Genomic DNA, 16214 nt, shown 5'->3' on the forward strand with positions numbered 1-16214 from the left:
CTGATGTCGTTATTTAGCTAAAGGCACTATTTCAAATTGTTCGTCAAATTGAACCAAGGTTGATGCAATTTTGCCAAAGGCAGTTTGATCACCGGTTAACTTGGCTTGCTTAGTTTCAAGTAATGACTTTAAGTTTGTTTGCCCAAGTAAAATTTTAGTCACATCATGCTGGTTGATGGTTAATGTGGCGCTAGCCGTTTTCAGTGTGTCTACTTTCACGTTACTTAAGTTGCCGTTACTTAATTCAACATACAACTTATTGTCTGATTGCACGTCAGGGTTAACCACATTTAGGCTAACAAATCCGACTTCAGCCGCTTTTATGCTGTCGACTTTTACCGCTAAAAAGTCAAATAAGGTCGACATATCCATTTCACTTAATACATCCGCAGATGCCGATTTTGGTGCGCCGGGTTTAATACCCACCCGCAGCTCTTGGGCGCCTGTTAAGTATATATTTCTCCACCCAGCGCCCTCGGCTTGATAGCCTAATTGCTCATAAGTGTCTGCTAACATGTCTCTAGCCACTTTGTGGGTAGGCTCTGCAACCACGACCTTATTTAATACTGTGGCGACAAAACGATACTCACCCTGGCTGAAATCTTCTTTAGCATTGGCTATGATGTTATCAACTCCGCCCATATAGCGCACAAATTGAGTGGCTTCTGATTGTGTGGGTAATGGATTTAGGTTGGCTGGATTCATGTCAAAGTAGCCTAAATACATGTTGTATACCGCTTTGGCATTATGGCTGTAGGTGCCGTGATATCCGTTGGTATACCAAACATCTTTTACGTTTTGCGGTATGGTGTCCATAATCGCATCACCAATATCCTGTATCACTACGCCCTGGTTGGCTAAACGTAAAGATTGGTTGTGCACCAAGCCATAGTTGTCACGTTGCATACGTAGGTAATCATTCACTTCAGTGTTACCCCAAACCGGTGCTGAGTGAGAAGCAAAAGCCACTTGCACATCTTCACCAAATGCATTGATCATTTCATTAATGTCTTTTGACCATTTTAATGCGTCCCTGACTTTAGCGCCTCGAAGCGTGTACACATTATGCATGCCGTCATAGGTTAGCTCTGCGGTCCATAGGGCTTTCATTGATGGAATATAGGTGACCATCTCACTTGCACCTTCTGTACCTGATGCGTCCATAAACACCATTTCAATACCGTCGATTGTTAAGGTTTCCCATTTACCTTTTTGATTTAGCTCATAATCAGGTTTAACGTAGGTGACTTCACCTTTTGACAAGCCTTTGGCTAATGCAGCATCAACAATACCGTGAGCGTGCTTACCTAATGTTGCACCATATTGATAAGCGGCGCGACGACTCATTGCATTACCCGCCAAGACGTTTTCATCGACAATTTCAGTGGTGATGTTGTGCGATCCATATACCTTCACATCTGGAAACATCTGTTGTACGCCTCTTGCCCCGCCAAAATGGTCGGCATGGCTGTGCGAGTAAAGCATGGCAACAACGGGTAGATCATTGCCTTCAGGTAGGTTGGCTAAGGCAAATTTTAACGACTGGCTGGCAGCTTCTTTTGTCAGCAACACATCATATAAAATCCAGCCGGTTTTACCGCGAATAAGGGTTAAATTAGATAAGTCAGTCCCTCTCACTTGATAAATACCATCAGTGACCTTGTACAAACCATCTGACACCATATTAAGCTGAGCTTGACGGTATAAAGATGGGTTAACTGAGTCTGGGTATTGTTCACTTATAAAGCTAAATTCCGCCCGCAGAATGGCTTCTGTTTCTTTATCGAGTTTAGTGATGAGTTGATGATTAAAGCGCTTAAACGCGGTTTTATCTTCAAATTTCAATGTGCTTGCAACCGCTTTATTTGCGTCAATTGTCGCCTGGGTTGCTGGCTTACCTTGATAATCAACACTGATATGGTCGTGCTCATGTTGAGCTGCAAACGCATTAAGTGCGAAGGTGTTGATGATAACAAAAGCGATAGTCGTTTTTTTCATTTTCATTCTCACTGTATTGTAATGTTAAAATAAGCTGTTGTTTAAACTTGATGTACTTATAGTAACCAGCTAAATGCAAAAGATAACTATAGCTAACAATTGGTAATACATTTATTGTATAAATGTAATCGGGGTGAGAGAACGATAGGGTTTAAGGTGGAATGAGTGAAAGTCAAGCAAACGCGGGTATCTGAAAATATTGATATATTTAGTCAGTTAGATCTCAATTTAATTAGAGTTTTTTGCACTGTGTGTGAATTGAATTCTATAACCCTTGCCGCCGAGAAGCTTGACTTAACCCAGTCATCGGTAAGTAATGCCTTAATACGGCTTAAAAAAACCTTAGGATGTGAATTGTTTATTCGAGTCGGCAGGGGTATTTCACCTACATCAACCGGCTATTTTTTGTATGAAAGCCTGTCGCCTTTAATGACGCAGTTAGCGCAAACCCTTCAGTCGGTTCAAGATTTTGACCCTAAGTTATCTACTCGGGTATTTCAGGTTTATGCTAACGAGGTGTTAATCGATTTGCTGCAACCTGTCATTTATCAGGCTTTGCTAGACACTAATATTGAGATTATTTTTCGTGAAGCGCCATTAAGTGAAGATCAATTATATGAAGACTTATCACATAATAAAGTCGATTTAGCGTTAGATATTGCTTTGCCGTATTACCGCAATGTGAAGCATAAGCTAATCGCACAAGAGAGCTTGGCTTGTATTGTTAGACAAGATCACCCTGAGTTTTTAGACAGTATATCGTTTGAGCAATTTTTTAATGCTAAACATGTATTGTATAAAATGCGCCGTGAAAACCAGACAGTAATAGAGTTTTCTTCAATTGAGAAAATGCCTATGCGTAATGTCTATTCTGAGCAGTCTTCACTGTTGAGTATGATGTCGATGGTCAGTAAATCTGATGCGATTGGTATTTCTTCGCAAACTTATGCGAAAAGTTACGCTAAGTTATTTAATTTACGAATATTACCGCTGCCGTTTGACACTAAGCCAATCAATATATATAGCATTTGGCCGACTCGTTACCATAAAGATAAAGCCAGTCAGTGGTTAAGGGAGTTAATCAGCGTGAGTATGGCGGAATCATTTGGTTAATGGCTTATATCGCCACTAACCAATTATTGCCATTAACCGATTTTTCAATGCTTAAGACATTTGTGAATCTTTCAGGCAGTGCTTGTAGCGGTTTTCTACTGCGTTATTGTCTGTATTAAACGGCTACAAACTGCTGCAAAATTCATCTTGAAAGGTTAATAGCGCCTAGCTTACTGTCTTGCTAAACGATTTGATTCCGGTGGATTTTCAAAATCACTGCGATACGGGTTAATGTCTAGACCGCCTCGTCGTGTATAGCGTGCATAAACAGTTAATTTTGAACAGCCGCAATAGCGTTTTAAATCAACAAAAATCCGCTCGATACATTGCTCATGGAACTCATTATGCTGACGGAAAGATATCAAATAGCGTAACAGCTTTTCACGGTCTATTTTTGGCCCTTGATAACGGATCATCACGCTACCCCAATCTGGCTGAGACGTAATTAAGCAATTAGACTTCAGCAGGTTAGAGTTTAGGGTTTCAGCAACGTTTTTTTCTTCAGAGCCACTGCCCAACAACAAGTCAGAGTTAAAGTCATAATTGTCGACTTCAATGTCCAGATCATCAATACAGGTACCTGGCAGTTCAACGATTCGTTCTAGATTAAAGTGTTTAGGCTCAATCACTTTAACAACCACATCACCCTGGGCGCAGTTTGCTAAGTCTTTTTGTAATATTTGCTCAACGGTGGAAACACTGTCGAATTTTGTCTGATTAAAGCTGTTTAAGTACAACTTAAATGACTTTGATTCGATTAAATTAACACTGTTTATATCAAGGCTGACTTCAGCGATGGCAACCATTGGCTTACCTTTGCTGTTTAGCCAAGATAATTCATAAGCTGTCCAGATATCTGTGCCATGAAAGGGTAAATCATTGCTTAAATCAATAGCATTTCGGTTCAGTTTACGCGGGACCCCTTGCAGCAGTGATACATCGTACTCAGCTTGATACTCGGTTGTTTGGCCTAAAGTTAGGCCTTTGAGTGCTTCTGCATCACTATAAGGATCGTGATTGTGTGTCATCTAATCGGTTTCCATGTCAAAATATCGCTTTATTATAAACTACGAGAAGCACTAGTGTCTTGTTCAACCGCACTTGAAAATTTTATAAATAAGTATCTGCTCGCATATCAAGATGCACTGTCGGAATTACCGCGATATTACCCTATGGGTGAAGACTCTGCTTGTATTCAAGGTCAGTTCGAGCAAAACAGTGATCATGCAGTATATTTTAAACCTTTTAAACGTAAAACATCAGCAGACTTTAGTAATGTTGAGCATGCGTTAGAACTATCACTGCATGATGATATTAATCAATATTATGGTCAATTCTATAGCGCACCATTAATGTTTACCTCTTCCTGGGGCGAAGGGGAGTTACTGCAGACGTGGAATCAACAAGATTTTGAATATCTGCAGCAAAACATGATTGGCCATTTAATGATGAAAAAAAAGCTTAAACAAGAGCCAACCTGGTTTATTGGGGTGTTAGGCGATGGCGATCAAATGCTAACGGTTGATAATGAATCCGGTGGTGTTTGGATTGAAATACCTGGTGATAGGCCTAAACAAAGGTTAGCTGATTCATTGAGTGCTTTTATTGATCAACTTTCGCCAAGAATTACTCCGCCAATTAAACCCGATACCACGGAAGATACCGAGTGGCAGCATCCGGGTATTTGGCAACGTATTAAATTGATGTGGCAATATCTGTTACGTAAAAAATAAACAATTTATTGATGATCCCATGACAGGTTTGAGATGATGCGGCAGTTTTCACAGCGGAAGTGAAACATATCTAATAACGGCTCATCTAGTTTCCAATCAGCACTGTTACACTTAGGGCAAGTTCGGTTTTGCTCTGCGAGTAAGCTTTCACCACCGACTCGATACAAATAGTAGTAGGTTGGAATTTGGGTCAGGTATTCTATTCTGCCGCATAAATCACGGCCTCGCCTGAACAGGTCGCTAGTGACTGTGCTTATTTCTTCAAGTGCAGCAAATTCTGCTTTGGTTGCGGCAGCCATTTGTAACTCATCACATGCTTGCCATTCGCTTTGCCATTTTATGATGCGCTTATGATCACCATTAAAGGTAGCGGGGATCTGATAAAGCGGAATTGGCAGTAAGTTATCTCCGCTTCTTAATGGTGAACACATATGTACATAACTGGTGTAAAGCAGCTGCCAACTAGCCGGTTCAGTGTTACTGACCTCTGAATTAATGTCCTGACCAATAAACTTTTCCCTTGGTGCAAGCAATTTAGCTTCAGTTAATCCATTTATCGCTGATTTGACCCAGGGGCTGTTATGGCGTTTTGCTAAGCTGGTTTTTTCTGGCAGCATCAAACGCGCTTTAAATTCACCATCGTTAAACGCCACTGCAAATTCTCTGCCCAGTATTTGGCCGTTGGCACGTAGTGCTTCTAAATAATGATTAATGGCTTTTTCTGCACTGGAGATAGTGGTATCTGCAAAAGGTTCAAAGCGTAATTCAATAACAAACATTATGGTGCCTTTTGTGCTAAAGGTTGTTCAGCCTTTTGTTCCGCTTGCTGGTCGAGTTGTTGCTCAAGTTGTGTGATACGCGACATTAGTTGATTAATTTGTTGCTGCATCTTGTGTTGCTGTTCTGCCACTTCGGTCAAGCTGATGTTGTTTTGCAGTTTATTTTCTGATTCTTCCGTCGGCACAAAATCAGCAATACCTTGCCATTCAGATTTAGGTATTGCTTTAAATTGCTGAAGCCCTTGAACAATTAATGGCATAGGTACTTTGCCCACTCGGCCTTTAATTAAGGCAACGCTGGGAGTATGTCCATTGATGGCGATGGCTTTAGCAGCCGCGATAACGTGTTCAATTGGACTCATAAGTGGTGAAAATCCTTGTTTTTTAGTAGTGAGAAATACTACTTTATTATTATTACACTATTAATTTATATAAAATCAATAGCATACGTTTTGGCATGAAAATAGCATTAAGGAATGTTAATTGAACTGTAAGTGTTAACTTATTCAATAGCTATTTATTCTAACAAAAAGGAAATAACATGAAATCAAAATTAATGGGCGCAGCGCTAATTACCGCAATATCTTTAGGCTTAAGTGGCTGTGTATTAAATGTGGGTGATCATGAGTCTGGAAAAAGTCACGACTATTGGGAAGTACAACAAGAAAAAAACCGCGATAGTCTAACAAAACTGTCGTTAGGAATGACCTTAGATCAAGTGCAAGTGATTATGGGCACCTCAGACTTTAGTGAGGCATTTGTGAACCAGGCAGATAAAGAACAGGTTAAAGTATTATTTTATCGTACCCAGTGGGCGAAAGGCGATGGTAAAACAACCAAAGATGAATGCACACCTATTGTATTTAAAAATAGCGAGTTAGTAGGCTGGGGCGATACAGCCTACAAACAAATTTAAGTTTCATCTAGCCTAACCGCTAATGTCTAGCTAGTACGAGTCGATCTTAGCATAACGTCCAATTGGTCTATCACCTCTGACCATTGGGCGTCTTGATTTAGTGCTTCTTTGAAGAAGGTTTTTTGGGCCAAATTCCAAAATGGTGCATCAATCAATAATGTGTGGTCATCTATTTGATGACTAGCAATAAATGCCGCCACTTCATTTTCCCCATAAGCTAAGCCTAGTTGCATAAATAAATGATTCAAATCTGTTTTAGTGGTATCCATTTTAGCTCCTCTGGTTTTAACCAGTATTACTGCCGTAGCCGCTAATTGCAAACCCACTGTGGTTATAATTTATTATCCAGCTTTAATTGGTGATTGTTTCAAACTTGTTAACTTGCTAAGTTAATGTTGAACGTAAAATAGTCAAGGAACAATAATGGATAACAAAACCTTGGAACAATTTAAAGCAGTGTATCTAACGGCTGAAGACTTGCGTGTAGCAGCCTCTATTATTTATAACGCGTATCACGATGACCCATTCTTTTTAAAGGTATTTGGCAACCAAGATAATAGTATGTATGAACAAAAGTTACGTGCAGCTATTCGTGAAGAATTAAATGAGCTTTGGCAGCAAGAACAACCTTTAATTGGCTGGTTTGATGGTGAGCGACTCATTGGGGTGGCTTGTGTTATTACCCAGCAAATTCCGATTGGTCAATCACGCTACTGGCATTGGCGTTTGAAAATGGTGTTAGGCACTGGTTGGAAGTCTACTCAGGGATTAATGGAAAAAGAAACCTGTTTATTAACACACTTACCCTCTGATAAATGCGGAATATTGCAGTTTATTGCATTAGCACCTACTCAGCAGCGCAAAGGTAACGGTGCCAAGTTAATTCAAGCAGTATTGAGTTGGTGTGATGAACAACCCCAACTTGATGGCATTGGCGTATTTGTTAACAATCCAGTTCATAATAAGGTGTTTAGTCACCAGGGATTTAAAAGCATAGCCAGTGTAACGATTGGTGAGGTTGAAGGTGAAATCTTATTTTATGCAAAATGAATGGTAAGCGATGATGAGTAAACAATATAAAACGTTTAAAGAGTTTTACCCATTCTATTTATCTCAGCACCAAGACTTAGTATGTAGGCGACTGCATTACCTTGGCAGCACCATTATTATTGTTTGGCTAATCAATACTTTTATTAACCAGCAATGGTGGCAATTAGTTTGGTTGCCGGTGATTGGTTATGGTTTTGCTTGGATTGGACACTTTATGTTTGAGAAGAATCGTCCAGCTACTTTCACTTACCCTCTATATAGCTTACTTGGAGATTGGGTAATGTACGGGCAAATGTTAAAAAGAGTGTTATCAAAGTTGATTGCTAAGCTTTAAGTGCCCAGTATTTTGTAAGCCTTATCCTACAGTTGTGTAGGTGTTATTAGGTTTTGCTGTAGTACAAAATCAATCATTAATATTTATTTAAATATATATCAATACCTTACGATTTACCTTTGTTTTTTGTTGGGGATATCTTTTTAGTTGTGTTGGTGCGATGTGTTTTAATGCAGGCCGTTCGATATACAATAGTTACATCAAGTGAATGAGGTCACTAGGTTTGCTCAGGAAGAGCAATAATATGACCTCACCATTTTGAATTTCAGGGATGAAACAAGGACACGCTCAAGGATTATGGGCATGAGCTCGGTAAATGGATAGCCGAAACAAGGATGAGTGGAAGCGTAAGCTAACACAAGGAATCAAGGATAGGATTGCAGGATGCACAGGGACGATTCAACGGATTTGAATTTTCAGCCATGGATGACTGAACAATGGATTGAACTCAACTTACATTAGTAAAGGAATGTTGAGATAAAAGGAACAGGGAGCCGCTAGGATAGCGAATCGCAAGGATGGAGCAGGGAGCACAAATTTAGCAGGATGGCTAACGACAGTGTTAAATGGGCACAACCTTTTTAGGTTGTGCCTTTTTATTGGCTGTAAGTCATTTCCCTAAGCTATTGTTGATGGCTTAACTCTACAGTCTTTGTGAGATATATCTCACAAAGACTGTAAGCCTAATAGGTTATTAATAATAACAGACCACTTACATTTATAACCTTTTCAATTGATATTAAAGGTTTTTTTGTTTTATGTGTTTTGTAGTCTTGTTTGTTTTTTTGTTGCGGATATGTTTAAGCCTATTATGGTTTAAGGGTTTCCACTATTATTACTGCAGCTAAGGAAAGCGCGACATTGGAAATGTGATTAGGCAGGATGCTTATACAATGGATGTGTTGTTATGGAAGACAACGAAGCTGTAATAAAGGATAAAAAACTCGTTTTATGGATAAGGCGAGATAAGTGTCTAGGATTGACACTTAACATAGTAAAACCCATCAGGATGATGTGGATAAATAAAATGAATTTCAAGGATGATTCAAGGACACGCTCAGGATGGAGCAGGCTCGGTCAAAGGATAATCGAGTAAGAAGGACAGTACGTAAGTACAAGGATTTTCAAGGATAGAACACGGATAGGTGCAGGAGCAGCATATACGCATGGATGGTGCAGGGAGCAACCAAAATAGCGGGATAGCTTAACAAGAGATCAGAAGGCCGTGACTTTATGTCGCGGCCTTTCTTTCTGTGCAGATTAAAGCCTGCTACTAATGTAATCGGCATAGCCCACTAAAGCTGTCTAGGTGTTGACCTGTGCTTTTAAGTGATTTGATACTTTAAAGCTCGGCTGATTAAAGCCTGCAATTTCTATCTTTTCACCTGTTTGGGGATTACGCCCATTTTTAGGTAGATAAAACCGTAATTCAAATGTCCCAAACTGCGGAATATACACCTTTTCCCCTTCACAGAGTGCCTGGTGAATTGTTGCGAGAATATGTTCCAATTGAGTTTTGCACTGTGTTTGTGGAATATCGAGTTGCTGTGACATTTTACAAATTAACTGTTTTTTATTCATAGAGAAAGCGTATTTAATTGAGTGATTGGCATCGTTAGAGCTTTATAGCAATTATATAGCTTGAGTCCCAATTAACTCTTGTTTATTTAACTTATGCGGTTAATTTTAAAACGTTTTTTAACAAATTATTATCTTGCCTGTTATAATTGTTAACTAACAGCCTATTGAATAATAGACTGCATTATACTGCTTTAGGGCAGTGAGCTTGATTGCTGTTTTGCAGTATATTGAAGCAAATAAGGCTGCACACTGAAGCATACAAGATTTAAATTTAATTAACCTTGTTGGTTTGTCTGTGTGTGTGTTAACATTCGCGCGCTTTATTTTGAGTCGTCGTTGGTCGAGAACGGTGACGTCCTTTATTTTAATTATTAAGTGAGTATTAACATGTCTTACACTATTAACGCCGAAATCCGCACTGAAGTCGGGAAAGGTTCGAGCCGCCGCCTACGTCACGCTGATATGGTACCTGCTGTAATTTATGGTCCTGGTAAAGAGCCTATTTCAATTAAGTTCTTACACAAAGACATCATCAACATTCAAGAAAACAAAGATTTCTATGATGGTTTAACTATCGCCGTTGACGGTAAAGAAATCAAAGTTGTTCCAAAAGCAATGCAACGTCATGCTTTTAGACACCTTATCGAACATGTTGACTTCATATTTGCTTAATCGCATCTATGTGAAAAAAGCGCCTTAAGGCGCTTTTTTTGTGCTTGAAATTTACTTTTTACTCAGCAAGGCAAACTAGTCTTATACCAATATCACTCAAGGGACCAATATCACTTCAAGGCATATTGATGTAGAAATAGTTTACTAATCAAAATCGTAGTTATAATAAATATCTAATGATTGGCTAATCGTCCCAGATACTGTTTCAAGGTAAAGCTGTGATAATAGGTAATATCTTACTGTCATTTCATAGCCTGGGTTAAATACGCCAATACCATATTTAATCATTAAATCTTCACCAATGAATCCACTGATAGCCATTCTGCCATCATCATTTGCATCTAATTGTACATTAGAAAAACCAAACTTTTCTATAACGCCTCTGGCTGTTGATCCAATGTTGTTGATAGCACCACCATCCACTTGTGAGCCTAGGCTTAACGCTGCCCCCATCATTAATGAGTTACTTTGTTGATCATTAGTACTGCTAAATCCTTTGCCCGTTAAGATGTAAGAAAGAACCTCTGCTTGCTCTTTTGCTGGATTGGAGAAGACTGTAACCGTTGGACGCATAGGCGTGCCAGTTACTCGCACTCCTGCGGTTAAGTCCTCTTCTTTGATTTCTTTAATCGCTTCAATATTTAAGTTGGGAACCTCAATTGGCCCAACAAACTGCACTTCACCGGCATTAATTTTAAGGGTTTGGCCCATAAATTTGTAGTTACCATTGGTGACTCTAATATCACCAAATAATAATGGTGGCTTAAATGCCTGTTGCTGAAGTCTGAGACTACCGGCTAATTTTCCGGTTAATCCCATACCATCAATGGATAATTCATTACCAACATTGATATTGATGTCGGCCAAAATGGCATAGGGGCTAGTTTTCACCTCTAATTCAGATATTGAGTCATTAAATATCACATCATTTGATACGGCGACTCCGCCCTCGGAAAGCTGCATTATTTTAATTTGACCAGAAGGAATATCTAATGCGCCTTTAACTGAAACTTGCTGCATATCAAATTGAATATTAAGGTTTGGCGATACATTTAAAATAGCGATGGGCGGCTGAATAACCGCAAGATTATCCCCTTTAAAGCTTATGTCTCCGGACACTTGTCCATTAGGCCAATAGAGCGAACCATTAACTAAGGCTTGTCCATCACCAATATGAAGTTGACCATCCAATGTTGCCTGTTGACCATTAAGTTGCAAGCCAAGGTATATTTTTTCCAGCAAGGTTGGGTTAGATGAAAGCGCAAAAGCGCCTTCTGCTAGTTTTATGTTGCCTGTCAATTCAGGGGTGTCTAAACTGCCAGCTAATGCAATTCGGCTAGATAAGTCACCTTGAAGTGTTTGAATTCTTGGGAAAAACTCTCCAAAGGGTTCAAGGTTGAGTGAATTTATGTGAATAAATCCATCTAAACTTTTATCTGGGGTCACATTGACATTGATTTCAGCTTGTAAGCTGGCGATGCCCTCTGAATCAGCACTGATTGTGGTACGTAATTGCTTCTCATCTAAATTAGCTGTGAGCAATAGCTGTTGATAATCAATGCTGACGATGTTGTTAGTATTACGAATTAACTTAATATTACCCGGTAAAAGGGTGAAATTGATCGATGCTGTCGGCTTATGTTTAGGTTGCCAATTAATTTGACTGGTTAATGCAGCATTACCGTTCCAATCAATATTTTTTGACATTATTGGAGCAAAAAGTTGACCTGGATTACCACTGAAGTTTATCTCAGCCTGGCCTGTAGGCCCGAGGGTGACATTGTTGGTGAGGCAAAATTTATTACTGGGATGGCTGATACAAAAAGCCCCTATGTTGCCTCTATTTTTTAGTTGATCCCATGCTAATGAAAGAGGCGCATCTAATTGCCAGCTCCCCAGTATATTGTCAATATTCAACTGGTTAAGTTGGGCGCTAATCGTTTCTTTTTTAAGATCAGTTTGGCTGATTAATTCACTTTTAATGCTGGTATCACCGCTGGTGTTCATTGAACTTGTTTGTTGGCTTTCATCGCCCTTGCTGTCGAGTTGTAAACTAGTGAGTTTATAACCCTTATAATAAATATTCTGACTGCTTAGTGATAACGAATACTGATGCTTGTCAAATGGCAGATAATGCGCTTTTAAGCTCAGATTATCTAATTTTGCTCCCAGATAGCTTGTGCTTTGCATTTCGGCGCTGAGATCGACATTAGGATGACTATTTTCACCAGTGACATTCACTTTGGCATGCAAATTACCTCTAGCACCCGCTAGCCATTGGCTTAGATCGGGGACGTTCAGCTCTAGGTTGATATCCCACATTTCATCAACTCGACCATTAACAAATAAGTCAGCACCTAAAGCTGTAGCATGCAGGTTGTTAGCATTAACGGTAAAGTCTTGATCAACGATAACTTGTCCTTCGAGCGTCAAAGGGTAGCCATTCATGCGTCCTTGTAAGCTAGCGTCATCGATACCTATGTTCCATTTATTATTAGCAATGTTGCCATGGGTGGTGAACTGACCGCTAATTTTACTGCGCATTGGCAAATGTTGATTTAACCATTGGATATGCTGTAGCCGAAGATCTTGCATGTTGACATTAACTTGCCACGAGATGTTGTCCGCTAAGTTTATATCGCCAGCAATATTAAATTTACCTGCCTCGGAAACAATATCAAGGTTATTGAATGTTAGGGTTTGTTGCTGGTAAGCGAATGTGGAATCTAAGCTCAGTTCTGGTTGGTAAGGGCTGTTAAAGCTCCCTGATAATTGTCCTTTAATGGTGTCGATTGACCCTTTAGCATTCAGGGTTTTGATATCAGCAGTGTATAACTCATTTTCTAACGGCCAGATGAGTTTGCTGTTGGTTAATTCCACATTAAATGGCACTGAAGGGCGAGTTAAATCAATCACACCTTGTAAATTGATTTGAGTATTGCCAGCGACTTTTAACTCAATGCCTAAGTTACTTAGGTCATCTGTCATTTCAAGGTTTAGCGTTTGATCATGTAAATGCGGTATTTCAGTAATATTACTTATTTGAGCTTTGACTTTGATATCCATCGGATAATGGTCAACTAAATGAATATCACCGATTAAATCAATATTGCCATAGGTATGATTGACAAGCAGCTGGCTGATACTGACGTTGTAGCCAATATAATTACCCGAAAGATTAATGAGCTCGAATACGTCTTTTCTATCACCTAGCTGTAGCATGCTATCAACTGAGGTTAATTGTTTTACAAATAATCGAAACGGAAGATAAACCGCAGGTAATTGGGCTAACGGCCATTGTTTGTTGGCATCAGTTGCTACTTGAACATCATTTATTCCGTCACTTTGCGGAATAATCACTTCTAGCCCAACGCTGCTTAGGTGCTCGACCTTTAAGCCTGTTTCATTCCAAATTGCCTGAGCCTTGAGTCGCGCCGCATTATAATGCATGTCGTTTACAGTGATATTCACGTTGGTTAATTCAGCATGATTGAGGCTAATGTCAAATGGCAGTTGCAATAATGCATGTTCATCTAATGAAGCATCATCAGCACTGGCATTTTCATTTACTGTAGCGGCATTGCTAAACTGGTCAGTTTGAATATTGACCTTAACAGTAGATGCTTTTAGGTTATTGACGCAAAGCTGCTTGTTGATAAAACAGCGTGGTAACCAGTCCAGAGTCAGGCCTTCAATTTCAACACTCATTCCGTCCATCGACCAAGATGCATAGTGTAACTTTAGATCACTATTAATGGCGCCTGATTGATAATCTAAGGTTAAATTAGGCACTAACTGGCTGGCGACAAGAATGCCAATTTTACTGCCAAAGGAGGTGCCAAGCACTAATGCAGTAACAACAAGTAGAACAAGTGGAATATAAATTAATAATCGGGTGTAGAACTTAAAAGTTCGCCATAGCTGTTTAAGTAGACCTATGGCTACAGAATCTTTTGGCTTTATGTTTTCAGCTCTGTTTTGTTCTACACCATTTTGAGATGTGGCACTGTCTGAAACGGCATTCTCGCCTTGTTGCTCAGGCATTAGTGGGTTGGCTGTGCTATTGGCAGCGTTCGATGTGTTGTTATCAGACGTATTCATTATAACTCAGTCCCCATGGTTAAATGGAAACGGAACGAGCGATCAACGGTTTCAGTTTCTTTTAAGCCAAAACCAAGATCGAACTTAATTGGGCCGATAGGGGAAATCCAATGAACACCACCACCGACCGAGACCACTGATTCAAACTGGTCTGTGTCAAATGCATTACCGCCATCAATAAATGTCGCTAGACGCCACGTTGGGGTTAAATAATACTGATACTCAAGACTGCCGACGAGTAGGTAACGACCACCCACAACCTGCCGTGAGATACCACCTTCGGTATTAGTATAATCAATATATGGGCCTAACTCTTGATATCGATAGCCACGTATCGATTGATCACCACCGGCAAAATACCTCAGTGAAGGCGATATGAAGGGAATATCTTCTTTATCTGCGATATTAGCGCCTATGTCTAACCGGGCGACAAATCGATGTTTGTCATAAAAGGTATCTATCCATTTCAGTTTTGCCTGCAAACGCGCTAATTGAATGGCCGAGCCTAAATTTGGATCGGCATACTCAACACTGTAGGTTTGGCGAAAACCAGATTTAGGGTCGAGGGTGTTATCGCCACGGACAGTATTTGACATAGTTAAACCAAATAAATAAAAATTTGGCATATAGTCTGTATCTAACTGATTATAAAACTCCTTAATGGCTTCAAAAGAGTAACCCAATAACCAGTTGTCTTCGGTGCGACGTTGTCTAATAAAGCCTATTTGATATTTTTCGGACTCTAATTGGCCAGTATTGACGAACTTTCTATCATCGGCACTGTATTCCTGGGTGACGCCATATTTGTCGCGTAATAACCCAACTCTGATTTTTAGCTGGTCATCTAATGGATGTGTAAGAGGAATTGTATAGGTCGTTAACAGTTTAGGTCTGTCAGGTGCCCATTCAGCAGTGGTTTCTTGCTTATGACCAAAGCGGTTAACCTGCGGTGTCCGCAAGGTGAGCCGAATACGAGGCTCAACCCCGTTATCACTACTATTACCAATATCTACACCCGCGCCTATTTCTAGCGAATGACTTGCACGTGGGGTAAGTTCAACAAGCACGGGGACATTACCGTCTTTTATTTGGTCAATTTGTGGCAACACTTTAATATTGCTGAAGTAACCTGTATCAATTAGATTTCGGTTTAAGGTACCTAAGTCAGACGTGGCGTAAGGGGTATCAAGTTTAAACGGCACCAGTGCTTGTACTATGTTGTCGTTAAGAGTATGGCCTTCAAATGTTACGTCCCCTAAATGGTAACGTTGTCCAGATTGGAAATGAAGATTGATTTGGGCGGTATTATTATCTCGATTGATGACAATTTCAGAACGGGTAATTTTACCATCGAAATAACCGCGGGCTAACGCTAAAGTGACCAGTTGCGATTTTATGTCTTCGTACACACCGTGATGTAGCTTATCTCCAGGTTTAATGGTTAGCCCATCAAGCCAACGCATAAAAGTACGATCCTCTAACATTTCATCATCAAAGCCGATATCAATCCACTGAAGGATTACTGGTTCTCCTGGCTCAACCTTAATGTTGAGTTGCCAGGGGCCGGTTTCAGTTTCAACCACACTGACTTCAATTTTAGCACGATAAAAGCCCATGGATTCTAAGGCCTCGGTGGTATTGTCTTCTACACCGAATAAATATGCCCGACGTTGTATTTCATTTTGAGGGGCTTGCCCCAAGTGGGAGATAATATTTTTCTTCAGTGGGCTTTTAACGCCCGAAATTGAAACTGTTAACCAATCATCTGCCGCCATGATGCTGTTGCTGCAAAATACAGCAAATGTAATGATGAGAAAAAGGCTAAATTTTAGATATTTAATTAACAATATTAAGGTACTTACCGATTTAGGCGCATATTATGTATATTGTCGCTAGAAAGCGTTAAAGTCGCAAGGCAAACTATGGGTAGAATTAAT

The 16214-nt window shown here is 39.8% G+C and carries 14 protein-coding genes; 6 read left to right on the forward strand and 8 right to left on the reverse strand.

The window, feature by feature from the left end:
* Positions 1-9: 9 nt before the first annotated feature.
* On the reverse strand, positions 10-1998 hold the full coding sequence (locus FJ709_RS07125) for an alkyl/aryl-sulfatase (RefSeq protein ID WP_226414862.1): 1989 nt from the start codon (positions 1996-1998) through the stop codon (positions 10-12).
* Positions 1999-2163: 165 nt separating this feature from the next.
* On the opposite strand from FJ709_RS07125, the gene FJ709_RS07130 reads away from it, so the two are divergent.
* Positions 2164-3111, forward strand: coding sequence for a LysR family transcriptional regulator (locus FJ709_RS07130; RefSeq protein WP_226414864.1), 948 nt, complete (start codon positions 2164-2166; stop codon positions 3109-3111).
* Positions 3112-3281: 170 nt separating this feature from the next.
* Here the strand turns inward: FJ709_RS07130 and queF are convergent, their stop codons facing one another.
* On the reverse strand, positions 3282-4139 hold the full coding sequence (gene queF / locus FJ709_RS07135) for an NADPH-dependent 7-cyano-7-deazaguanine reductase QueF (protein WP_226414866.1): 858 nt from the start codon (positions 4137-4139) through the stop codon (positions 3282-3284).
* 54 nt (positions 4140-4193) lie between these two features.
* Here queF and syd point away from each other — a divergent pair, with 54 nt between their 5' ends.
* Positions 4194-4844: a SecY-interacting protein gene (gene syd / locus FJ709_RS07140; protein WP_226414868.1), complete on the forward strand. Its 651-nt coding sequence runs from the start codon at positions 4194-4196 to the stop codon at positions 4842-4844.
* 5 nt (positions 4845-4849) lie between these two features.
* Here the strand turns inward: syd and FJ709_RS07145 are convergent, their stop codons facing one another.
* Both FJ709_RS07145 and FJ709_RS07150 read right to left on the reverse strand, forming a co-directional pair.
* The gene (locus tag FJ709_RS07145; RefSeq protein ID WP_226414870.1) at positions 4850-5623 is read right to left on the reverse strand and encodes a Zn-ribbon-containing protein; all 774 of its coding nucleotides are present in this window, start codon (positions 5621-5623) and stop codon (positions 4850-4852) included.
* On the reverse strand, positions 5623-5985 hold the full coding sequence (locus FJ709_RS07150) for a hypothetical protein (RefSeq protein WP_226414872.1): 363 nt from the start codon (positions 5983-5985) through the stop codon (positions 5623-5625). The genes FJ709_RS07145 and FJ709_RS07150 overlap by 1 nt, the downstream gene beginning before the upstream one ends.
* Before the next feature lie 179 nt (positions 5986-6164).
* Here FJ709_RS07150 and FJ709_RS07155 point away from each other — a divergent pair, with 179 nt between their 5' ends.
* Complete coding sequence (locus FJ709_RS07155) at positions 6165-6539, forward strand: DUF3192 domain-containing protein (RefSeq protein WP_226414874.1); 375 nt, start codon at positions 6165-6167, stop codon at positions 6537-6539.
* A gap of 26 nt (positions 6540-6565) precedes the next feature.
* Here FJ709_RS07155 and FJ709_RS07160 read toward each other — a convergent pair whose 3' ends face one another.
* On the reverse strand, positions 6566-6808 hold the full coding sequence (locus FJ709_RS07160) for a DUF2789 domain-containing protein (protein ID WP_226414876.1): 243 nt from the start codon (positions 6806-6808) through the stop codon (positions 6566-6568).
* A 154-nt stretch (positions 6809-6962) separates the two neighbouring features.
* Between FJ709_RS07160 and FJ709_RS07165 the strand changes: the two genes are divergently transcribed.
* Together FJ709_RS07165 and FJ709_RS07170 are read left to right on the forward strand one after the other, a co-directional pair.
* Positions 6963-7589 carry a GNAT family N-acetyltransferase gene (locus FJ709_RS07165; protein ID WP_226414878.1) on the forward strand — a complete coding sequence of 209 codons (627 nt, stop codon included), beginning with the start codon at positions 6963-6965 and terminating at the stop codon, positions 7587-7589.
* 13 nt (positions 7590-7602) lie between these two features.
* On the forward strand, positions 7603-7923 hold the full coding sequence (locus tag FJ709_RS07170; protein WP_226414880.1) for a DUF962 domain-containing protein: 321 nt from the start codon (positions 7603-7605) through the stop codon (positions 7921-7923).
* 1305 nt (positions 7924-9228) lie between these two features.
* On the opposite strand, the gene FJ709_RS07175 is transcribed toward FJ709_RS07170, so the two are convergent.
* The gene (locus FJ709_RS07175; RefSeq protein WP_226414882.1) at positions 9229-9504 is read right to left on the reverse strand and encodes an HU family DNA-binding protein; all 276 of its coding nucleotides are present in this window, start codon (positions 9502-9504) and stop codon (positions 9229-9231) included.
* 387 nt (positions 9505-9891) lie between these two features.
* Here FJ709_RS07175 and rplY point away from each other — a divergent pair, with 387 nt between their 5' ends.
* The gene (rplY, locus tag FJ709_RS07180) at positions 9892-10176 is read left to right on the forward strand and encodes a 50S ribosomal protein L25 (protein ID WP_226414884.1); all 285 of its coding nucleotides are present in this window, start codon (positions 9892-9894) and stop codon (positions 10174-10176) included.
* Positions 10177-10320: 144 nt separating this feature from the next.
* Here rplY and tamB read toward each other — a convergent pair whose 3' ends face one another.
* Positions 10321-14277 (reverse strand): autotransporter assembly complex protein TamB, encoded by a 3957-nt coding sequence (gene tamB / locus FJ709_RS07185; RefSeq protein WP_226414886.1) that lies wholly within the window; start codon positions 14275-14277, stop codon positions 10321-10323.
* Positions 14277-16052 carry an autotransporter assembly complex protein TamA gene (locus FJ709_RS07190; RefSeq protein ID WP_226414889.1) on the reverse strand — a complete coding sequence of 592 codons (1776 nt, stop codon included), beginning with the start codon at positions 16050-16052 and terminating at the stop codon, positions 14277-14279. The genes tamB and FJ709_RS07190 overlap by 1 nt, the downstream gene beginning before the upstream one ends.
* Between the last annotated feature and the right edge of the window lie 162 nt (positions 16053-16214).

Origin of the sequence: Shewanella glacialimarina, assembly GCF_020511155.1 — a bacterium.
GTDB classification, from domain to species: domain Bacteria; phylum Pseudomonadota; class Gammaproteobacteria; order Enterobacterales; family Shewanellaceae; genus Shewanella; species Shewanella glacialimarina.